The organism is Aidingimonas halophila (assembly GCF_900106955.1).
In the GTDB taxonomy this organism is placed as follows: Bacteria; Pseudomonadota; Gammaproteobacteria; order Pseudomonadales; family Halomonadaceae; genus Aidingimonas; species Aidingimonas halophila.
On the sequence record NZ_FNNI01000005.1, the window covers coordinates 96,931 to 117,162 of the forward strand.

The 20,232-nt window shown below is 55.7% G+C and carries 20 protein-coding genes and 2 tRNA genes; 17 read left to right on the forward strand and 5 right to left on the reverse strand.

What is annotated here, in order from left to right; all coding sequences use genetic code 11:
• The first annotated feature begins 120 nt into the window (after positions 1-120).
• From glpK to BLW01_RS10485, 3 genes are all read left to right on the forward strand, one after another.
• On the forward strand, positions 121-1,602 hold the full coding sequence (glpK, locus tag BLW01_RS10475) for a glycerol kinase GlpK (protein WP_092569469.1): 1,482 nt from the start codon (positions 121-123) through the stop codon (positions 1,600-1,602).
• Between the two features lie 74 nt (positions 1,603-1,676).
• Positions 1,677-1,753: transfer RNA gene (locus BLW01_RS10480), tRNA-Val, on the forward strand.
• 42 nt (positions 1,754-1,795) lie between these two features.
• Positions 1,796-1,872: transfer RNA gene (locus BLW01_RS10485), tRNA-Val, on the forward strand.
• Between the two features lie 84 nt (positions 1,873-1,956).
• Here the strand turns inward: BLW01_RS10485 and BLW01_RS10490 are convergent.
• From BLW01_RS10490 to BLW01_RS10505, 4 genes are all read right to left on the reverse strand, one after another.
• Positions 1,957-2,430 carry a GAF domain-containing protein gene (locus BLW01_RS10490; protein ID WP_092569964.1) on the reverse strand — a complete coding sequence of 158 codons (474 nt, stop codon included), beginning with the start codon at positions 2,428-2,430 and terminating at the stop codon, positions 1,957-1,959.
• Between the two features lie 66 nt (positions 2,431-2,496).
• Positions 2,497-3,303, reverse strand: a complete 807-nt coding sequence (locus BLW01_RS10495) for a MetQ/NlpA family ABC transporter substrate-binding protein (RefSeq protein WP_092569470.1) — start codon at positions 3,301-3,303, stop codon at positions 2,497-2,499.
• Positions 3,304-3,405: 102 nt separating this feature from the next.
• Positions 3,406-4,059: a methionine ABC transporter permease gene (locus BLW01_RS10500; protein WP_092569471.1), complete on the reverse strand. Its 654-nt coding sequence runs from the start codon at positions 4,057-4,059 to the stop codon at positions 3,406-3,408.
• Positions 4,040-5,083, reverse strand: coding sequence for a methionine ABC transporter ATP-binding protein (locus BLW01_RS10505; protein ID WP_092569966.1), 1,044 nt, complete (start codon positions 5,081-5,083; stop codon positions 4,040-4,042). The genes BLW01_RS10500 and BLW01_RS10505 overlap by 20 nt, the downstream gene beginning before the upstream one ends.
• A gap of 444 nt (positions 5,084-5,527) precedes the next feature.
• On the opposite strand from BLW01_RS10505, the gene BLW01_RS10510 reads away from it, so the two are divergent.
• From BLW01_RS10510 to BLW01_RS10575, 14 genes are all read left to right on the forward strand, one after another.
• A complete protein-coding gene (locus BLW01_RS10510) occupies positions 5,528-6,166 on the forward strand; it encodes a riboflavin synthase subunit alpha (RefSeq protein ID WP_092569472.1) in 639 nt (212 codons plus the stop codon).
• A 189-nt stretch (positions 6,167-6,355) separates the two neighbouring features.
• A complete protein-coding gene (locus tag BLW01_RS10515) occupies positions 6,356-7,660 on the forward strand; it encodes an NCS2 family permease (RefSeq protein ID WP_373294083.1) in 1,305 nt (434 codons plus the stop codon).
• Positions 7,661-7,668: 8 nt separating this feature from the next.
• Entirely contained in the window at positions 7,669-8,214 is a 546-nt protein-coding gene (locus tag BLW01_RS10520) for an adenine phosphoribosyltransferase (protein ID WP_092569473.1), read from the forward strand.
• 8 nt (positions 8,215-8,222) lie between these two features.
• Positions 8,223-8,708 carry a xanthine phosphoribosyltransferase gene (gene gpt / locus BLW01_RS10525; RefSeq protein WP_092569474.1) on the forward strand — a complete coding sequence of 162 codons (486 nt, stop codon included), beginning with the start codon at positions 8,223-8,225 and terminating at the stop codon, positions 8,706-8,708.
• Positions 8,709-8,713: 5 nt separating this feature from the next.
• Positions 8,714-9,403: a uracil-DNA glycosylase gene (gene ung, locus BLW01_RS10530; RefSeq protein WP_092569475.1), complete on the forward strand. Its 690-nt coding sequence runs from the start codon at positions 8,714-8,716 to the stop codon at positions 9,401-9,403.
• 85 nt (positions 9,404-9,488) lie between these two features.
• Positions 9,489-10,118, forward strand: coding sequence for a uracil phosphoribosyltransferase (gene upp / locus BLW01_RS10535; protein WP_092569476.1), 630 nt, complete (start codon positions 9,489-9,491; stop codon positions 10,116-10,118).
• Between the two features lie 321 nt (positions 10,119-10,439).
• A complete protein-coding gene (locus tag BLW01_RS10540) occupies positions 10,440-11,528 on the forward strand; it encodes an ABC transporter ATP-binding protein (protein ID WP_092569477.1) in 1,089 nt (362 codons plus the stop codon).
• On the forward strand, positions 11,528-12,631 hold the full coding sequence (locus BLW01_RS10545; protein ID WP_092569478.1) for an ABC transporter ATP-binding protein: 1,104 nt from the start codon (positions 11,528-11,530) through the stop codon (positions 12,629-12,631). Before BLW01_RS10540 ends, BLW01_RS10545 begins: the two co-directional genes overlap by 1 nt.
• The gene (locus BLW01_RS10550) at positions 12,624-13,505 is read left to right on the forward strand and encodes a carbohydrate ABC transporter permease (RefSeq protein WP_092569479.1); all 882 of its coding nucleotides are present in this window, start codon (positions 12,624-12,626) and stop codon (positions 13,503-13,505) included. Before BLW01_RS10545 ends, BLW01_RS10550 begins: the two co-directional genes overlap by 8 nt.
• Before the next feature lies 1 nt (position 13,506).
• Positions 13,507-14,400, forward strand: coding sequence for a carbohydrate ABC transporter permease (locus BLW01_RS10555; RefSeq protein ID WP_092569480.1), 894 nt, complete (start codon positions 13,507-13,509; stop codon positions 14,398-14,400).
• A 13-nt stretch (positions 14,401-14,413) separates the two neighbouring features.
• Positions 14,414-14,686, forward strand: coding sequence for a DUF2160 domain-containing protein (locus tag BLW01_RS10560; RefSeq protein ID WP_092569481.1), 273 nt, complete (start codon positions 14,414-14,416; stop codon positions 14,684-14,686).
• A 55-nt stretch (positions 14,687-14,741) separates the two neighbouring features.
• The gene (locus tag BLW01_RS10565) at positions 14,742-16,481 is read left to right on the forward strand and encodes an ABC transporter substrate-binding protein (RefSeq protein WP_092569482.1); all 1,740 of its coding nucleotides are present in this window, start codon (positions 14,742-14,744) and stop codon (positions 16,479-16,481) included.
• 137 nt (positions 16,482-16,618) lie between these two features.
• Positions 16,619-18,235, forward strand: coding sequence for a glycerol-3-phosphate dehydrogenase/oxidase (locus tag BLW01_RS10570; RefSeq protein ID WP_092569483.1), 1,617 nt, complete (start codon positions 16,619-16,621; stop codon positions 18,233-18,235).
• Positions 18,236-18,307: 72 nt separating this feature from the next.
• On the forward strand, positions 18,308-19,546 hold the full coding sequence (locus tag BLW01_RS10575; RefSeq protein WP_092569484.1) for a uracil-xanthine permease family protein: 1,239 nt from the start codon (positions 18,308-18,310) through the stop codon (positions 19,544-19,546).
• 8 nt (positions 19,547-19,554) lie between these two features.
• Here BLW01_RS10575 and BLW01_RS10580 read toward each other — a convergent pair whose 3' ends face one another.
• The gene (locus BLW01_RS10580) at positions 19,555-20,139 is read right to left on the reverse strand and encodes a cupin domain-containing protein (protein WP_092569485.1); all 585 of its coding nucleotides are present in this window, start codon (positions 20,137-20,139) and stop codon (positions 19,555-19,557) included.
• Positions 20,140-20,232 lie beyond the last annotated feature (93 nt).

Sequence of the window (20,232 nt, forward strand, 5' to 3'; positions counted from 1 at the left end):
GCTGGTTTAGTCTCGTAATTATCGAAAACGAACATCATGATAGCAAAAACGAACATGCGGAGCGCGAAAAACGAAAACCTCCCACACGCGCTGCTCACATGACCACCGAGGAATTAGACCATGGCTTCCTATCTGCTTGCCATCGATCAAGGCACGACCAGCTCTCGGGCCATCCTGTTCGACCGTGACGCGAACGTCGTTGGTGTCGCTCAACAGGAGTTTCCGCAGTATTTTCCCCAGGATGGCTGGGTAGAGCACGACGGGGAGCAGATATGGGACTCTGTCATAAGTACATGTCGGCAGGTCATGGCCGATCAGGGAGTTGATGCTCGGGACGTTGCCGGCATCGGGATTACCAACCAGCGCGAAACCACATTGCTGTGGGATCGAAAAACCGGTGAGGTGTTACATCCTGCTATCGTTTGGCAGGATCGTCGTACAGCGGAAACGTGCCAGTCATTACGAGGCGATGGGCACACCGAATGGGTACAGTCGCGTACAGGTTTGCTTATCGACCCGTATTTTTCAGCGACCAAGCTGGCCTGGATGCTGGATAACGTCGAGGGGGCACGGCAGCGGGCTGAACGTGGCGAACTCGCCTTCGGTACCGTGGATACCTTCTTGATGTGGCGGCTGACGGGAGGGCGGGTCCATGCCACCGATGCAACCAATGCCTCGCGTACCGCAATGTTCAATATTCACGCTCAGCAATGGGATGATGAGTTGCTGGCGTTGTTTGGTATTCCGGCCGCTCTGTTACCCGAAGTCAAGGATTGCAGTGATGATTTCGGTCGAGTCGAGGCGCAGTGGCTTGGCGATGAAATTCCCATTGCCGGCGTGGCAGGGGATCAGCAGGCGGCATTGATCGGGCAGGCCTGTTTCGAGCCGGGAATGGGAAAGAGCACTTACGGCACGGGGTGTTTCATGATTCTCAATACCGGTGAGCGTGCCGAACTCTCTCGCAACCGTCTGCTGACGACAGTTGGCTATCGACTGGATGGCAAGACGACGTATGCCATGGAAGGCAGTATCTTCGTGGCGGGCGCCACTGTGCAGTGGATGCGGGATGGGCTGAAACTGTTCGCGGACGCTGCTGATACGGAAACCCTTGCCGAACAGACGCGGAGTGGACATAGCGTCTATCTGGTTCCCGCGTTTACTGGCCTGGGCGCGCCGCACTGGGACCCTCAGGCTCGTGGAGCCATTTTTGGTCTTACCCGGGATACGGGAATTGCCGAAATCGTTGCTGCGGGCCTGCAGGCTGTCTGCTATCAGACGCGGGATCTGCAGGCTTGCATGAATGATGATATTTCAGCGAGTACAGGGACCTTGCGTGTCGACGGTGGAATGGTGAGAAACAACTGGGTCATGCAGTTTCTGGCCGATATGTTGGGGGTCCCTGTCGACCGGCCGACCGTTCTCGAAACGACGGCATTGGGAGCCGCTTACCTGGCGGGGTTGCAGGTCGGCTGGTATCAAAATCTCGGTGAAGTCGCCAGTCTGTGGCAATGTGAAAGGACGTTCATCCCGCAAATGTCGGACACCGAGCGTGACAAGCTGTATCGAGGCTGGTTGGATGCGGTCGAGCGCGTTAAATGCTGATGCCAAGTCTTGCATTCATGGGATGAATCCGTAGAATACGCAGCCGTTGTCATCGCTAATGGCGATGTTGGGGAAGGACCATAGCTCAGTTGGTTAGAGCGCCACGTTGACATCGTGGAGGTCAGCGGTTCAAATCCGCTTGGTCCTACCAGCAATCCCCGCATTTGCGCCAGATGTTGATAGCCGATCCTACAGGACCATAGCTCAGTTGGTTAGAGCGCCACGTTGACATCGTGGAGGTCAGCGGTTCAAATCCGCTTGGTCCTACCAACATCGAAAACGCCCCGCAGTGTGCCGCACTACGGGGCGTTTTTTTGACATCACGTCCGTTCTCGAAGCAGCCGCGACGACGGTTCATTCCGTCCTGGCGAGATCGTGCAGGTCCGTTCGGTGAACGAAGGTGGCTACCAGGGATTCGATACCGGCCTGGTCCGCTTCCGAGAAGCGTCCTGATGTCGGGCTGTCGAGGTCCAGTACGCCCCACAAACGGTCACCAGTAATTATGGGTATGACGAGCTCAGCCTTCGAGGCAGCGTCGCAGGCAATGTGATCGGCAATGGCATCAACATCATCGATGCGCTGGGACTGGCGGGTTCGTGCAGCAGCACCGCAGACCCCCTTGTCGAAGGGGATCGGGTGGCAAGCCGGTTTGCCCTGAAAGGGGCCCAGGGCCAGCATGTTCGGCTCACGGTGAATGTAGAAGCCGACCCAATTGAGTTCAGGGACCTCTTGCATGATTAAGGCGCAAGTCTGTGAGGTGTTGACCAAGGGGTCGCGTGTATCCAGCAACGACGTGAGCTGCCGAACCAGCAGGCTGTAGTCGGGCATCCGTTCATCTCCCCGAAGAACACGGACCGACATGGTGGCCGGCCCGTCTGTGGCGTCAATCATGTGTCATTCCCAGCCGGGAACGGCTCCTCCCTTGAATAGCTCTTCGGCTTTCTCGGCAACGGCGTCGGTTTGGTAAGCGTCGACCAGTTGTTGAATGGCTTCACGATCCTCGTCGCCCTGGCGCACCACGATCAGATTGACATAGGGTGAGTCGGCGCCTTCGCTGATCAGCGCGTCGTCGAGATGAAGCCCAGCGGGCTGTGCGAAGGTGTTGTTGATGAATGCCATGTCGACGTCGGGCAGGACGCGAGGTAATTGCGCGGCTTCGATCTCCCGGAACTCGAAGTCATGGGGATTATCGACGATGTCGATCGGCGTAGCTTCCAGGTTTTCCGGATCATCGAGCTCGATCAATCCTTCCTTGTGCATCAGAATCAAGGCCCGACCTTCATTGGACGGATCATTGGGCAGCGCGATGGTCGCTCCGTCCGGTAGTTCGTCGATAGTCTCGTACTTTTCCGAATAGGCGCCGATAGGATACACAAAGGTGTAGCCGGCAATGGCAAAATCATAGCCGCGATCCTCGACCATTCCTTGCATATAGGGCTCATGCTGATAGGCGTTGGCATCGAGGCTGCCGTCGGCCAGGGCAGCATTGGGGGTCACGTAATCGGTGAATTCGACGATTTCGACGTCCAGGTCGTATTCCTCTTCGGCGATCTCCGCAGCAAGCCGCATGATATCGGTTTCAGGGCCAGCGACAGTACCGACCTTGATGTGATCGTCGTCATCAGCGGCCAAGGCCGTTCCACCGAGAAGGCCGATGCTCAACAAGGCGCTACCGAACAGTGTGCTAATAGTCGACTTCATTGATGATCTCCTTGACTGGGTCTTCCGTCATTGATTCAGAAAATGAATTTATAGGTATAAACAAGAGAATCCAAATGCTTTTTAGTTATTACGGTGATGCATTCATTTGTGATCGCTCCTGCGCACGAGATAATCTCCCAAGCTTTGAAAGCCTTGAACCATGACCACCAGGATCGCGACCGTGATCAACATGATCGTGGGCTCGAACCGGTTGTAACCGTAACGAATGCCGAGGTCGCCAAGGCCTCCGCCGCCTACGGCGCCTGCCATGGCAGAGTAGCTCACCAGTGTCACGACAGTGATGGTCAAGCCGGTGATGATACCGCCTCGAGCTTCCGGAAGGAGAACCTTCATGATGATTTGCCAAGGCGTCGCCCCCATTGATTGAGCTGCCTCGATCAGGCCGGGGGATATCTCGTTGAGCGCACCTTCGACGAGTCGCGCCACAAAAGGAATGGCGGCAATGGTCAATGGGACGACGGCGGCATTGAGGCCGATGGAGCTCCCCACGATCATGCGCGTAAAGGGAATGATTGCCACCATCAATATGATGAAAGGAATCGAGCGGCCGATGTTGGTGATGACGCCGAGCAGATGATTGAGGATCGGCAACGCGAGAAATTGACGCGGGCGGGTGACATATAGCAACACGCCCAAGGGAATGCCTGCCAGCGCGGAGATCAGTCCGGAAATCCCTACCATGTAAAGGGTGTCGAGTGTCGAAGAGAGAATCAACTCAATCATGGCGTCGGACATGGCCGAGAACCTCCACAGTCAGGTCATGGTCTTCGAGATAGGCCAGCGCTTCACGCGTCTTTTCAGGCGGGCCGACCAGTTCGGCGATCATCAAGCCCAGGGTACGGTGTCGAATCGACTCGACCTTGGCTTCGAGGATGCTGATATCGATATCGCAGGCGCGAGCCAGTCGTGAGATTAACGGTGTGGAAATCTCATCGCCCGAATAGGCGAGACGCAGCACCGGGTGTGAACCGGGGGTCGGGTCGTTCTGCAGGTGGTCGAGTAAGGACTGAGGTGGCTCGATCTCCAGGAAGTCGTTGATGAAACGTCGAGCCAGATGAGTGCGCGGCGAGGTGAAGAAATCGCCGACTTCCGCTTCTTCGACCAGTTCGCCGTCTGAAATCAGGCTGACGCGATGGCAGATGCTTTTGACCACTTCCATTTCATGCGTGATGAGCAGGATGGTCAAGCCAAGCCGGCGGTTGATGTCTTCCAGCAAACCGAGAATCGAGCTGGTGGTTTGCGGGTCGAGTGCCGAGGTGGCCTCGTCACACAGCAGTACTTTAGGGCGACTGGCAAGAGCCCGGGCAATCGCGACCCGCTGCTTCTGGCCTCCCGATAGCTCAGCAGGGTAACTGTCCGCCTTATCGGCCAGCCCGGTGAGATCCAACAGTGGCTGGACGCGTTCGCGAATGGTGTTTTTGTCCATTCGCATGAGCTCCAAGGGCAGGGCGACATTATCGAAGACGGTGCGCGACGTCAGGAGATTGAAGTGCTGAAAGATCATGCCGATGCCATGACGGGCACGATTGAGCGTCGCCCGGTCGAGGGCGGTCAGCTCCTGATCATCGACGGAGACATGCCCGGTAGTCGGGCGTTCCAGTAGATTGACGCAGCGGATCAGCGTCGACTTGCCGGCACCGGAAAGACCGATGACACCATGGATGTCGCCTTGCGGGACATGCAGATTGACATCTTTCAAGGCAGTGATGGCGTGCTGGCCACTGCCGTAGATCTTGGAGACGTTGTCGAGGGCGATCATGATCCTGTCGGCCATTGGAATGCCTTTGAGCGATGTGGACGACTGGGTGACCCGGCATAAAAAAAGCCACCCTGGCGGGTGGCCATCAACGCTGGACACACCCTTTTAGCTGCACTTCCCACGTTGACAGCGTGAAGCGTGCCATTCCGTGGGGGCGCCCGCAATCCGGGAACAAATCGGCGCCAGAAAATAGACGCAATATTCTGGTGATGGTTAAGGGATATGTCAATCATTTTGGTGCATGTTTTGTGGATTGGCCGGCTGATTAGTTGATATTGCTGACAACCGTCCTCTAAGCCGAAAAATGTAGGGTGGTTTTCGTATCGGTGTGTGCTGTTTGAATATACGTGGACGCTGCCAGGCTCGTTTCCCTAGACTAAAGGCCTCTTTGACAGCGCATCCGGACAGGTCCGGAACCGCACAAATCACTTGCGAGGCGACAGCATGTTCACGGGAATCGTGCAGGGCACAGCCGAGATTGTCTCGGTCATCGACGATGAGGCGTTCAGAACGCATGTGGTTAGATTGGATGACTCACTGCTGGAGGGTCTGAAACCCGGGGCATCTGTATCTCACAATGGCGTCTGCCTGACGGTCACCTCGGTCGACGGTAATGATGTCAGCTTCGATCTGATGCGTGAAACGCTCCGCGTCAGCAACCTGGGGGCATTGGGCGTCGGTGATCGTGTCAACATCGAGCGGGCAGCTCGTTTCGGTGACGAGATAGGGGGGCACGCCATGTCAGGACATGTGTCCTGTATGGCGACACTGGTAGAAGTGAACAAGACGCCCAATAACCTGAGATTATGGTTCGAGGTACCCGATGAACAGGGACGTTTCGTGTTCGACAAGGGATATATCGGTGTCGATGGCATCAGTTTGACCGTCGGCGAAGTCGTTGCCTCCAAGCAAGGGCGAATTCGTTTCTGTGTCAACTTGATACCGGAAACCTTGCAGCGCACCACATTGGGCGACCGACGTGTCAATGACCATGTCAATATCGAGATTGATCCCCAGACACAAGCCGTTGTCGAGACGGTCGAGCGAGTCTTGGCCAGTCAGCGAGGGATGGAGAGGAAATAGGATTTGACCGTTCCGTCAAGTCTTCGTTGGTCGATGGGTTGGCATCCGGTGCGGTACTTGCTTGTATGCTGAGGCTTGGTGTCGACACGGTGACTCAGCCGCGCCTCGCAACGGCGATTGGCTTTGGTTACCATGTGCGGCTTTCATGGAGCAGGGACTCCGCTGTCCGTGCGTAGGACTGGATGAACAATGATGAAACATCTGTTGAATAATCACTTCAAGCTGGATGAACACGGAACCAGTGTACGTACCGAGGTCATTGCCGGGATCACGACCTTTCTCACCATGGCCTACATCATTTTCGTCAACCCGAGCATTCTCTCCGAGGCGGGTGTCGATTACGGTGCCGTATTCGTCGCGACCTGCCTGGCCGCTGCGATAGGGTGTCTGATCATGGGGCTGTGGGCTAATTATCCCATAGCGCTGGCGCCCGGTATGGGGCTGAATGCCTTCTTTACCTATGGTGTGGTTCTAGGCATGGGCTATAGTTGGGAAGCGGCATTGGGTGCCGTTTTCCTGTCCGGTGTGACTTTTTTCCTGCTGAGCATCTTCAAGATTCGAGAGTGGATCATCAATTCGATACCGATGTCGCTGCGGCTTGGTATCGCGGCCGGTATCGGCCTCTTTCTGGCGATGATCGCCCTGCAGAATGCCGGTATCGTTGTCGATAATGATGCCACCCTGCTGGCGTTGGGGGATTTGTCGTCTCCGGAAGCGTTATATGCATTGTTGGGGTTCTTTGTCATTACGGCATTGGCCCATCTGCGGGTGACCGGTGCAGTGATGATCGGCATTCTCGGTGTCACCGTGCTGGCCATGTTGTTGGGCCATAATGAATACGATGGCCTGGTGTCCGCTCCACCGTCGATTGCTCCCACTTTTCTGGCAATGGATGTGGCGGGTGCTCTCGATGTGGCCATGTTGAGCGTGATCTTCGCGTTTCTGTTCGTCGACCTGTTTGATACGTCCGGGACGTTGATCGGGGTCGCGCATCGTGGCGGTCTGCTCGATAAGCAAGGAAAGTTGCCGCGGTTGGGGCGTGCGCTGATGGCTGATTCCACAGCGTCGATGGCCGGGGCGGCATTAGGGACGTCCACGACAACGAGTTATATAGAGAGTGCAGCGGGTATCGCCTCCGGTGGACGCACAGGACTGACTGCGGTAGTCGTGGCGATCCTGTTCCTCATCAGCCTGTTTTTTGCGCCTCTGGCAGGCTCGATTCCGGCCTATGCGACCGCTGGCGCGTTGCTCTATGTGGCCGTGTTGATGGCAGGCAGCCTGGCCCATGCCGACTGGGAAGATGCGACCGAGGCAGCTCCGGTGCTGATAGCGGCGTTGGCGATGCCGTTGACGTTCTCGATCGCTGAAGGGATCGCGCTGGGTTTTATCAGCTATGCAGGCATCAAGACGTTGTCAGGGCGTTTCCGCGATCTCAATCCGGCCGTGATAATACTGGCGATCGTATTCATTCTTAAATTTCTTTTCCTTGACTGAGAGTGGCAATGAGCATCTACGGCGACTATATCAAGTCCGTCATTCGCACTGTCCCCGACTGGCCGCAGCCGGGGGTCAATTTCCGTGATATCACGCCGCTACTGCAGAACAGTGCGGCGTTTCGTAAACTGATAGACAGCTTCGTGCATCGTTACCAGGAAATGAATCTTGATGCGATAGCCGCCATCGACGCTCGTGGATTCATCATTGGAGCGCCGCTGGCATATGAACTGAACTGCAGTTTCGTACCGGTGCGAAAGAAGGGCAAGTTGCCATTCAGGACCATCAGCGAAACGTATACACTCGAATACGGCCAAGCGGAAGTCGAGTTGCATTCCGATGCCTTTCGCGAGAATGATCGGATTCTGATCATGGATGATCTGATCGCGACTGGAGGTACCATGCTGGCGGCAGCCAAGCTGATTTCCCGCAGCGGTGGGCGGGTCGTGGAAACGGCAACGATCATTGATCTACCTGATCTGGGTGGGGCCCAGAAGATCCGTGATGCCGGTTTTGGCGTGTTCTCGGTCTGCTCTTTTACCGAAGATGAGTGAGCCGTGCCATGACTAGCCATCGTTATCATCAACACTTCACGGTTTCCTGGGATCAACTGCACCGGGACGTTCGTGCCCTGTGCCACAACCTCATCGAGCGTGATTTCGTCGGCATTGCCGCCATTACTCGTGGGGGCTTGATTCCAGCAGCCTTGATTGCACGCGAACTCAATGTCCGATTGATCGATACCGTGTGTATCAAAAGCTACGAGCACATGGATCAAGGCGGTCTTCAGGTTCTGAAGGGTATCGACCATGATGGTGAACACTGGCTGCTGGTGGACGATCTGGTGGATACGGGAAGGACGGCTCGACAGGTCAGAGAAATGTTGCCGAAAGCCCACTTCGTGACCGTTTACGCCAAGCCAGAAGGCCGTCCCCTGGTCGATCAATATTTGACCGAAGTCGCTCAGGATTGCTGGATTCAGTTTCCCTGGGATCTCGGGGTCGCGTATGTCGAGCCACTTGTCGATCAGGTCAAGCGCAAGGATTGAGGACGATGTCATCATCGCCACTGCCGGAAAGCTGGAACCGTTACTTGGGAGAGGAGTTCGATGCTCCCTACATGAAGCAACTGAAGCATTTTCTGGCGCGTGAAAAAGCCGCACGAAAAGTCATCTATCCGCATTCCTCCAATTGGTTTCGAGCATTTGAGCTGACACCACTCGATCGTGTGCGGGTCGTCGTATTGGGGCAGGATCCCTATCATGGCCCCAATCAGGCACACGGTCTCTGTTTCTCGGTGCGTCCTGGCGTGCCGACACCGCCATCGCTCGTCAATATCTATAAGGAATTGGCCCAGGATGTCGGCACGACCTCCGTCAATCACGGCTTTCTGGAGCCATGGGCCCGTCAGGGTGTGCTGTTGCTCAACAGTGTATTGACTGTGGAACGAGGCAATGCCGGTTCACACCGCGGTCAGGGGTGGGAAACGTTTACTGATCGCGCTATTGCGACGGTCAATGAACAGTGCGAGGGGGTGGTGTTCCTCTTGTGGGGAAGTTACGCGCAGAAGAAAGCCAGTTTTGTCGATCGTCAGCGTCATTTGGTGCTGCATGCGCCACATCCCTCCCCGCTGTCCGCGCATCGAGGGTTTTTCGGTACCCGGCATTTTTCACAAGCCAACGCCTTTCTGGAATCACGGGGCCATGGGGCAATCGACTGGCAGTTACCGGAGTCACCGTCTTGAAGCTGCACTTTAACCTGCGCTCTCGATCGAGCTAGAATGCCGCCCGATTCATTCAGTCCACAACAGTCATGTCCCGGGAGCCCTCATGAGTGTCCATGCGATCCAACATCCTCTGGTCAAACACAAGCTGGGACTGATGCGCGCTGCTGGTATCAGCACGAAAAGCTTTCGTGAGCTGGCAGGCGAGGTGGCCAAGTTGCTGACCTATGAAGCGACCCAGGACCTCGAGGTGGAGCCGGCAACGATCAACGGATGGAATGGGACGCCCATCGAAATCGAACATTTGAAGGGTAAGAAGGTAACCGTCGTGCCGATCCTGCGTGCCGGACTGGGAATGCTCGACGGCGTGACGGATTTGATCCCTAGCGCTCGAGTCAGTGTCGTAGGGTTGTACCGTAATGAAGAGACCCTGGAGCCGGTTCCCTATTTCGAGAAATTCACTAATGATCTTCACGAGCGTCTCGCCATCGTGATTGACCCGATGCTCGCCACTGGTGGATCGATGGTGGCTACGCTGGACATGTTGAAAGCCCGTGGCTGTCCTTTGATGAAAGTGATCGTGCTGGTGGCGGCACCGGAGGGACTCCGGCGTGTTCAGGAAGCCTATCCCGATATCGAGATTTACACGGCGGCGATCGACGAACGACTCGATGAAAACGGCTATATCGTGCCTGGCCTGGGAGATGCCGGCGACAAGATTTTTGGAACCCGGTAACGCTCATCCTGTTGTCAAACCGTTCCTGTTCAGGGACGGTACTCGATACCCTTGATAACGGCCGTTGTGCCTCCTTTGATTTCGGATTCGAAAAAATCACTGGGTACTCTCTACTTGTCTGCTCACCTCCGCTCTCTCCGTCTAAAGTATAACCTTCTTTAAAGTCATTTATTATCATGATGTTAATCATGATTTTCGGCCGTTCCACAACATCTGACCTTGGCTTTCGTTAGATTACATTTGTGTCTGAAAGTGAATCTCGACTACTGTGAACACACGTTAGGTCATACGCCAGTTCACAACAACAATGTCGGGATACGAATGTCGCTGATTCTTGAAGATGTCGATCTGCAGGTAGGCCGGGAAATGCACATCGATAGGGCGAGTCTCGAGTTGGCTCCAGGCTCCTTCAATGTGCTTTTGGGTCGTACGTTGGCCGGTAAAACGACACTGATGCGGCTGATGGCGGGGTTAGAGATGCCGACCCGTGGCCGTATCGTCATGAATGGTCATGATGTCACTCGCCTGTCGGTACGGCAACGTAATGTTTCCATGGTCTATCAGCAGTTTATCAACTACCCGGGGATGACGCTCTACGAGAACATCGCTTCGCCACTCCGTCTGGCCAAGGTGGATCAGGAAGAGATTGACCGTCGCGTCCATGAGACGGCAGAAATGTTGCATATCGAACATTTGCTGGAGCGGTATCCTCTGGAGCTTTCCGGTGGTCAACAGCAGCGCACTGCCATGGGACGGGCGTTGGTCAAGGATGCGGATGTCATCCTGTTCGATGAGCCGCTGGTCAACCTGGACTACAAACTTCGCGAAGAGTTGCGGGAAGAACTGAGAACGCTATTTGCCGAGCGTCATTGCATTGCTGTCTATGCAACGACAGAGCCATCTGAGGCTCTCTCCCTGGGCGGCCACACGGCAGTATTGCACCAAGGTCAGGTTTTGCAATACGGCCCGACAGAAGAGGTGTATCGCTGGCCGAATAGTACACGCGCGGCGGAGATGTTTTCCGAACCTCCCATGAACTTTCTCGATGGAGAAATCACCGATTCCAGTGTCATCATCGGTGAGCGCTATCGCCTGCCTGACAATGCCGGTTTTCTCCACTTGCCGCCGGGTTCGTACCGTTTCGGAATCAGGGCATCGCACATTTCATTGATCCCGAATGATGATCGTGACATTGCGATGGATGTGCGCGTGGATCTGGCGGAAATCAGTGGTTCGGAAACCTTCCTGCACGTTCATGACCAGCAGTCCGACATGACGGTGCACCTGGCCGGGATCCACGAATTCGAGGTAGATGACGAGGTCACTCTCTATTTTCCCGTGCACAAGGTTTACGCCTTCGATGCTCAGGGGAGCGTGGCTCATGTTCCTGCCTATCTGGGAGAGAGCTGATGGCGGAAATCATGCTCAAGTCGCTGGCACATTCCTATCTGGAATCCCCTCGTCATGCCGAGGACTTTGCGATTCGTGAGATGACCCATGTCTGGCAACAAGGCGGTGCTTATGCCTTGCTGGGTCCATCAGGGTGCGGTAAGTCGACATTGTTGAACATCATTTCTGGCTTATTGGTGCCGACCAGTGGTGAGGTACATTTCGATGGCAATGTCGTCAACCCCCTGCCTCCGGAAGAGCGCAACATCGCCCAGGTTTTCCAGTTTCCGGTGGTCTACGACACCATGACGGTATATGACAATCTGGCGTTTCCATTACGTAATGTGGAGACTTCCGAGACCAAGGTGTCGGAACGTGTCGAGGAAGTTGCCGACGTCCTGGATTTGACCTCTCTACTCAAACGCAAGGCCAAGAACCTGACAGCGGATGAGAAACAGAAAGTTTCCATGGGACGGGGTCTGGTCCGTGACGACGTCTCTGCCATTCTTTTCGATGAGCCTCTGACGGTCATCGATCCTCATTTGAAGTGGAAGCTGCGCCGCAAGCTCAAGGAGATTCATCAGCGCTTCAACATCACCATGATTTACGTGACGCACGATCAATTGGAGGCGTCGACGTTCGCCGACAAGATTGCGGTGATGTATGAAGGGCAGGTCGTGCAATTCGGTTCCCCGCGCGAGCTTTTCGAACGGCCGGGACACACATTCGTCGGTTATTTCATCGGTAGCCCCGGAATGAACTTCATGCGGGTTCGTGCCAGTGATGGCCATCTTTACAGCGGCGACGTATTGCTGCCGATCACCAGTTCCTCCCTTTATGAGAACGTGACTCGTTGTACGTCCGACAATATCCAATTGGGAATCCGTCCCGAGTTCATCGAGGTCCATGACACGCCCGTCGAGCGGGCCCTGGAATCAGAGGTGATACAGGTACAAGACTTGGGTACCTATTCGATTCTCTCCCTTCGCCTGGGGAATGTCGCTTTAAAGGCCCGTGTTGAAGAAGGCGAACCCTTACCTGCTGACAAAGCATACATTCACTTCCCTGAAGCTTGGACGGGGCTGTATGTCGATGAATACCGAGTGGAGTCAGGCGATGAATAAAATTCGCAACAATAGAGCATGGCTGCTGATATTGCCGATGCTCCTGCTGGTTGCCTTTTCGGCCATCATTCCCTTGATGACGGTCGTGAACTACTCGGTTCAGGATGTATTTGATGCGCATACCCGGTTTTTCACGGGCACGGAATGGTTCGAAGCCACGCTCAATGACCGGGATCTGCAGGCGGCCTTGTTACGTCAGTTTGCATTCTCCTTTACCGTGCTGGCCATCGAGGTACCACTGGGTATCGGAATCGCTTTACTGATGCCTAAACGAGGATGGCAGGCATCCGCCGTATTGGTTCTGGTGACATTGCCGTTGCTCATTCCCTGGAATGTCGTTGGCAGTATCTGGCAGATATTCACCCGCGGGGATATTGGTTTGATGGGGGTCGGCCTGCGTGGGATGGGCTACGGGTACAGCATTACCAGTAGTGCCGTTGATGCCTGGGCGACCATTGTTCTGATGGATGTCTGGCACTGGACCCCGTTGATTGCATTGCTTTGTTACAGCGGTCTGCGGGCTATCCCCGAGGCATATTATCAAGCAGCCAGGATCGATCGGGCATCGAAATGGTCGGTGTTCCGGTACATCCAGTTGCCTAAGCTTACCAATGTCCTTGTCATCGGCATTCTCCTGCGCTTCATGCACTCGTTCATGATTTATGCCGAGCCTTTCGTCCTGACCGGTGGAGGGCCCGGTAGTTCTACCACGTTCCTTAGTCAATCGCTGACCACCATGGCTATTGCACAACAGGATCTAGGGCCATCGGCAGCGTTCTCATTGATCTATTTCCTGATCATTCTGCTGGTCTGCTGGGTTTTCTATACGGCGATCATGAATATGCAGAAAGAGAAATACCATGGAGAGTCTTGAGATGACGAATGCGAAGCCGACGACTCCTGAGGCCGTAAACCAGCAAGCGGCAAAAGAGGCCGCCCGTCGTCGGCGGCGGTCACGGACAGCGCTGCGCCGCTGGCGACCGAAGCTGTTGTTGGGAGCCTACCTATTGTTCGTGCTGTTGCCGATCTACTGGCTCCTCAATATGTCCTTTCAGTCGAATAGTGAAATTCTCGGTCAATTCAGTTTTGTGCCCCAGGACATCACCCTGGAGCACTATATGAAAATATTCACCGATTCGAGTTGGTACATGGGGTACGTCAACTCGCTGATCTACGTACTCATCAACATGCTGATCAGCATTCTGGTCGCACTGCCTGCCGCTTACGCTTTCAGTCGTTTCCAATTCATCGGCGATAAGCATCTCTTCTTCTGGTTGTTGACCAATTTGATGGCACCGCCTGCCGTCTTCCTGCTGCCGTATTTCCAGCTCTATTACACAGTGGGACTCTTCGATACGCATGTGGCTGTTGCGCTGGCACATTGTCTGTTCAATATCCCCTTGGCCGTATGGATACTGGAGGGATTCATGAGCAGTGTACCCAAGGAGATCGACGAAACGGCCTTCATCGATGGTTACAGCTTTCCGCGGTTTTTCGTCAAGATTTTCATTCCAATGATCCGCTCAGGCATCGGGGTGACACTGTTTTTCCTGTTCATGTTCTCCTGGGTTGAACTGCTGCTTGCCCGAACCCTGACCTCTACCGGAGCACAGCCGATTGCATCGGTCATGACCCGGACATCGACGGCGTCGGGGGTCGATTGGGGAACCTTGGCAGCCGCAGGGGTGCTAACCATCTTGCCGGGGATCTTCGTGGTCTATTTCGTTCGCAATCATATCGCCAAAGGCTTCGCCCTGGGGCGTACCTGACGGAGGAATCGTCATGGCATGGATGGTCTGGACACTGCCTACCACGCTGTTTTTCATCACCATTGCCGTACTGCTGACCGGTATGACGGTGTGGGAAGTCATTTCTCCCACCGTTGAACGAAAGGGCTTTCTGCCCATCTCGACGACACGGGGTGACCGATTCTTTATCGGCCTACTTGCTGCGGCCTATATCCATCTGGCCGTCGTTGGGTTCACTCCGTTCAGTCTCTGGTCGGCCCTTGGCGCCTCGATACTTCTGATGCTCGTATTGCTGCGCTGGGGCTGACCATTACCCGCGGACCCCATCGTTCAAGGATGGACCACACCAAAAAGAGGTCATTATGAAACCGATAACAATGCGACTCTCTCTCATAGCTGCTTGCGTCATGTCGGCAAGTGGCGCCTTGCACGCCGAAGAACAAGATGCCCGTGCCGTTGCCGAGCGGCTGGTCGATGAACATTTCCAGAACTCGACATTGAGCCGTGAGGAGCAAATCGAGGAGCTCCTGTGGTTCGCAGAAGCGGCCGAGCCGTTTCGTGACATGGAGATCAACACCGTCGCCGAGGGATTGACCACCCACACCTATGAGCGCGATGTGCTGGCCGAAGCCTTCGAGGAACTGACGGGGATCGAAGTCACGCACGATATCATCGGTGAAGGCGATGTCGTCGATAACATGCAGACCCAGATGCAATCGGGTCGAAATATCTATGACGGCTATGTAAACGACTCCGATGCCATCGGTACTCACATTCGCTATGGTACGACCATCAATCTTTCGGATGCCATGGAAAACGAGTGGGCCGACTACACGCTGCCGACATTGGATCTCGACGATTTCATCGGTCTGCAATACACCACTGGACCGGATGGCAGCATCTATCAGTTACCGGACCAACAGTTCGCGAACCTTTATTGGTTCCGCTATGACTGGTTCGAGCGCGAGGATTTTCAGGAACAGTTCAGGGACATCTATGGTTACGACCTGGGCGTTCCCACCAACTGGACTGCCTATGAAGATATCGCCGAATTCTTCACGGAACATGTTGGCGAGATCGATGGGGAAACCGTCTACGGCCATATGGACTACGGTCGACGTGATCCCTCGCTGGGGTGGCGTTTTCACGACTCCTGGCTCTCCATGGCCGGAATGGGCAGCCCTGGCGTCCCCTTCGGCAATCCCGTCGATGACTGGGGTATCCGGGTCAATGAAGAGAGTCAGCCGGTAGGGGCCAGTGTCAGTCGAGGTGGCGCCACCAACTCCCCGGCATCAGTCTTTGCCGTGACCAAGATGGTCGAGTGGCTGGAAAACTATGCGCCACCTGAAGCGAGTGGCATGACATTCGGAGAGGCAGGGCCGGTGCCGGCGCAGGGTAACATTGCCCAGCAAATGTTCTGGTACACGACCTTCACGGCCGACATGACCGATCCGGAACTGCCGATCAACAATGACGATGGTACGCCGAAATGGCGCATGGCACCTTCGCCCACCGGCCCATACTGGGAAGAGGGCATGAAGGTGGGGTATCAGGATGTGGGGTCCTGGACCTTCTTCGATTCCACGCCTGAGGATCGCCGTACCGCGGCCTGGCTGTTTGCCCAGTTCACCGTGTCGAAGACGGTATCGCTGGAAAAATTGATGACCGGTCTCACGCCGATTCGTGAGTCGGATATCTTCTCCGACCAGATGACCGAGATGGCGCCCAAGCTCGGCGGGCTGGTGGAGTTCTATCGTAGCCCCAACGAAGCCAACTGGACGCCTTCGAGCACCAATGTGCCTGACTATCCGCGTATGGCACCGCTGTGGTGGCAGAACCTGGCGCCGGCGGTCAATGGTGATGTCACTCCCCAGGAGGCATTGGATGACCTGGCGGCAGATCTCGATAACATCATGCAGCGTCTGGCTCGCGCCGAAGTGTTCGAGGTTTACTCGCCGCAGCTCAATGAGGAGCGTGATCCTCAGGAGTGGCTCGATGAAGAGGGGGCGCCCAAGCCCAAGCTCGATAATGAGATGCCCCAGGGAGAGACCATCCCCTATGACGAAATGATGGAAGATTGGATGGCTGCCGGTACCCGCTGATCGATGAGGGCGGGCAGGTGTCCGCCCGATGGCTCGGCAGCAGTCGAGCCCGACATTTACAGTGACCGGTTGCCCGAACGGGTGTAGCCCCGCTCGGCGCAGGCCGAGTGGGGCTTTTGTCTTCATGGGGCCCTGTTATGCAGCTTAGGCAGAATAATATTCGTCAACTGAAAGCGCGTGATTTCGATGTCCTGGTGATCGGCGGAGGGATCAATGGTGCGTCGGCGGCTTCGGCCTTGAGTGGCAAGGGCGTTCGGGTGGCACTCATCGAACGAGGCGATTTTGCCAGTAGTACCAGCATGCATTCCTCGAATCTGGTCTGGGGTGGCATCAAGTACATGGAGAGCCATGATTTTGCCTTGGTGCGTAAGTTGTGCAAAAGCCGCAACCACTTGATCAAGCACTATCCTTCGACCGTCAGGGAAATTCGTTTTTTGACCACGATTTATCGTGGTTTCCGTTACCATCCCCGCTACTTGTGGTTGGGCACCTGGTTATACTGGCTGATAGGTAGCGCCTTCACCCGTATCCCGCATTACCTGCGTGTCGGTGATATCGCTTCTCGCGAACCGGTCATCGATACATCGCGGGCTCTTGGCGGGATCGAATACTCTGATGCTTACCTGCATGACAATGATGCCAGATTCGTCTTCAATCTCATTCGCAGGGCTCTGGATTACGGTGCGGTTGCAGCGAATTATGTCGAGTCGCTGGGGGCGGAATGCGATGAGAATGGCTGGACGACTCAGGTACGCGATCGTGAGAACGGGGAGGTCTTTTCGATCCGGTCCCGGGTGTTGATCAATGCCACCGGGCCCTGGGTCGATACGCTGAATCGTCTGTCCTCGCAGCCTACCGAACATCGACACGTTTTCTCCAAGGGAATTCATCTGATCGTGCCGCGTTTAACGGACAGTCAGCGTGTATTGGCGTTTTTTGCCGACGATGGACGCCTGTTCTTCGTGATTCCGATGGGACCTCGAACCTGTGTGGGAACGACCGATACCCGGGTCGATACGCCGGAAGTCGAGGTGACGCACGAGGACATTCAATTCGTGCTCGATAACATCAACAAACGATTGCAGCTTGGCAGTCCACTGCGAGAGCAAGACATCATTGCCACTCGTTGCGGTGTGCGGCCGTTGGCGGTCAAAGCTGATATCAGTGATGATCGGGATTTTCTGCAGCTGTCACGCAAGCATGTGATCGATGTCGACATGCGGCGCAGGCATCTGAGTATTTTCGGCGGCAAGTTGACGGATTGCTTGAATGTCGGCGAAGAGGTGGTCGAGTCAGTCAGTCAACTGGGAGTGGACATTCCGTTCCCGGCGTATCGTTGGTATGGGGAACCCTCTGACTCAGTCAGAGCGGCCTTCATGCATCAGGCGCGGTTGATGAGACTCGATGCGTTACGTAACGATACCTCCGCTGCGGAGTCGTTGAGTGAGCGACTCTGGCGTCGTTATGGTGCCACGGCCCTCGAGATGCTGGAAGATATTCGCCAGGATCCACGCCAGGGCGAAGTACTGATCGAGGGAACCGAGTACTTGCGTTGCGAAGTCCGCCAAGCCGCTCGACGGGAAATGGTGACCCGTCTGGAAGACTTCTTGCGACGGCGTTCGAAAATATCGCTGGTCGTCCCGGAGGAGGCAATCCGTCAATCGCCCGGCCTTCGTGAGGCGTGTGACATTCTCTTTGGGGATACGGCAGATCAACGGCTCCAGGAATATCTCGAAGGCGGTGATGTGGGGTAAACTGCGCGGCGCCGGTGGCCTACGGCTGGCACTCCGGCTTCGTCTCATCCTGCCGTCAAGGAGATTTCCCTCATGAGTGATGCCGCTACTGCCGCGGAAACCCCAGTCGACTCCCTGCCCCGTACGCTGCTGACCGGGGCGCAGATGTTGTTCGTGGCCTTTGGCGCACTGGTCCTGGTGCCTTTGTTGACCGGTCTGGATACGAATGTCGCCATGTTTACGGCCGGCCTTGGCACCTTGGTGTTTCATTGGGTGACTGGGCGTTGTATCCCGGTATTTCTTGCCTCTTCGTTTGCGTTCATTGCACCGATCCAGGGCTCGGTCGACAGTTTCGGTATTTCCGCTACATTAGGGGGATTGCTGGTATCCGGGCTGGTTTATGTGGCCATTTCGCAGTTCGTGCGGTTAAAGGGGACCGCTTGGCTCCATCGCTTGTTGCCACCGGTTGTGGTCGGTCCGGTCATCATGGTGATTGGCTTGGCACTGGCACCGGTGGCCGTGGATATGGCCATCGGTGACACCAGCGATCACATCGATTACGACCAGGCTCTCATCTTGTCCATGATCAGTTTGCTCGTGACTCTGATCCTGGCCGTTTTCGGACGCGGCTTGTTGCGTCTGGTCCCTATTCTTGGCGGTATCGTCGTAGGTTATCTCCTGGCACTGGCCATGGGTGTGGTCGAATTGGCCCCGGTCTACGAGGCTAAGTGGCTGGCACTGCCGAGCTTTACGCCGCCTTCGTTTCATTGGGCGGCGATCCTTTTCATGATACCCGTAGCGATTGCTCCCGCTGTCGAACACATCGGCGACATGGTGGCGATCGGTTCAGTGACACGACGCAATTATCTCGATTCACCGGGGCTGCATCGGACCCTGCTGGGGGATGGGCTGGCGACGTCAACGGCGGCCTTGTTTGGTGGCCCGCCCAACACGACGTATTCGGAAGTGACCGGCGCGGTCACACTGACGCGGGCATTCAATCCCCACATCATGCTGGTGGCTGCCTGTCTGGCGATCGTTCTGGCATTCGTCGGCAAATTGGGGGCCATGCTCCAGTCCATCCCCGGCCCCGTGATGGGCGGCATCATGACCTTGCTGTTTGGCTCGATCGCCGTGGTTGGCATGAACACACTGGTGAGAGCCGGCAAGCCACTGACTGCACCTCGCAACCTGGTCGTGGTTTCATTGATACTGGTATTCGGAATCGGCGGCATGCAGATCGGCAGTGGTCAGTTCACCCTGCAGGGTGTCAGCCTGGCGGCATTGGTAGGTATCATACTCAATCTACTGTTGCCGCCGGCCAAGGAGTGACAGGGAACTCACACATGGTGGCAGGCATCGCCACCGTCTGAAAACGAAGGCGGCGTGTTGGCACTGACGATCACGCATTCACGGTCGCCGACATTACGAAAGCGGTGTGGCAACCGGGAGTCGAAATAATAGGCATCGCCTGTACCGAGTTGCTGAACTTCGTTGCCCACCGTGAGTTCGATGGTCCCTGAAACGATGACGCCGCCTTCCTCGCCATCGTGCTCGAGCATTGTCTCGCCGGTATCGGCGCCGGGAGGGTAGCGTTCGTGCAGGATCGACATGCTTCGACCGGGGCGCCTGGCGCCGATAAGTCGCCATGACAACTGCCCGTCACCGATATCGGTCAACTCCTCGGCACGATAGAAAACCTTGGGCTCTTCCTGACTCGGCTCACCGGCGAAGAATTCGCTGATGGATACCGGCAAGGCATCCAGAATCTTCTTCAGCGAGCTGACGGAAGGGCTGACGCTGTTCTGCTCGATCAGCGAAATGGTGCTATTGGTAACATTGGCCCGCTTGGCAAGTTCGCGTTGCGACAGGTCACGCTCAATACGGAGTGCTCTAAGGCGGCCTCCGACATCGAATCCACTCATGATGGGTCCTTGTTCAAGATCCTGGACACATGATACCGCTCGACCGGCAGTCATCGAAACACATCGTCGATCAGCGACTTTCGTCGTGTAAGC

Coding starts and splice junctions, on each gene's coding strand:
- BLW01_RS10515 (WP_373294083.1), top strand. CDS start 6,356: ATGATGAAACATCTGTTGAATAATCACTTCAAGCTGGATGAACACGGA.
- BLW01_RS10565 (WP_092569482.1), top strand. CDS start 14,742: ATGAAACCGATAACAATGCGACTCTCTCTCATAGCTGCTTGCGTCATG.
- BLW01_RS10520 (WP_092569473.1), top strand. CDS start 7,669: ATGAGCATCTACGGCGACTATATCAAGTCCGTCATTCGCACTGTCCCC.
- BLW01_RS10490 (WP_092569964.1), bottom strand. CDS start 2,430: ATGCCCGACTACAGCCTGCTGGTTCGGCAGCTCACGTCGTTGCTGGAT.
- upp (WP_092569476.1), top strand. CDS start 9,489: ATGAGTGTCCATGCGATCCAACATCCTCTGGTCAAACACAAGCTGGGA.
- BLW01_RS10545 (WP_092569478.1), top strand. CDS start 11,528: ATGGCGGAAATCATGCTCAAGTCGCTGGCACATTCCTATCTGGAATCC.
- BLW01_RS10570 (WP_092569483.1), top strand. CDS start 16,619: ATGCAGCTTAGGCAGAATAATATTCGTCAACTGAAAGCGCGTGATTTC.
- BLW01_RS10550 (WP_092569479.1), top strand. CDS start 12,624: ATGAATAAAATTCGCAACAATAGAGCATGGCTGCTGATATTGCCGATG.
- BLW01_RS10495 (WP_092569470.1), bottom strand. CDS start 3,303: ATGAAGTCGACTATTAGCACACTGTTCGGTAGCGCCTTGTTGAGCATC.
- BLW01_RS10575 (WP_092569484.1), top strand. CDS start 18,308: ATGAGTGATGCCGCTACTGCCGCGGAAACCCCAGTCGACTCCCTGCCC.
- BLW01_RS10555 (WP_092569480.1), top strand. CDS start 13,507: ATGACGAATGCGAAGCCGACGACTCCTGAGGCCGTAAACCAGCAAGCG.
- BLW01_RS10560 (WP_092569481.1), top strand. CDS start 14,414: ATGGCATGGATGGTCTGGACACTGCCTACCACGCTGTTTTTCATCACC.
- BLW01_RS10500 (WP_092569471.1), bottom strand. CDS start 4,059: ATGTCCGACGCCATGATTGAGTTGATTCTCTCTTCGACACTCGACACC.
- gpt (WP_092569474.1), top strand. CDS start 8,223: ATGACTAGCCATCGTTATCATCAACACTTCACGGTTTCCTGGGATCAA.
- BLW01_RS10505 (WP_092569966.1), bottom strand. CDS start 5,083: ATGATCGCCCTCGACAACGTCTCCAAGATCTACGGCAGTGGCCAGCAC.
- glpK (WP_092569469.1), top strand. CDS start 121: ATGGCTTCCTATCTGCTTGCCATCGATCAAGGCACGACCAGCTCTCGG.
- BLW01_RS10510 (WP_092569472.1), top strand. CDS start 5,528: ATGTTCACGGGAATCGTGCAGGGCACAGCCGAGATTGTCTCGGTCATC.
- BLW01_RS10540 (WP_092569477.1), top strand. CDS start 10,440: ATGTCGCTGATTCTTGAAGATGTCGATCTGCAGGTAGGCCGGGAAATG.
- BLW01_RS10580 (WP_092569485.1), bottom strand. CDS start 20,139: ATGAGTGGATTCGATGTCGGAGGCCGCCTTAGAGCACTCCGTATTGAG.
- ung (WP_092569475.1), top strand. CDS start 8,714: ATGTCATCATCGCCACTGCCGGAAAGCTGGAACCGTTACTTGGGAGAG.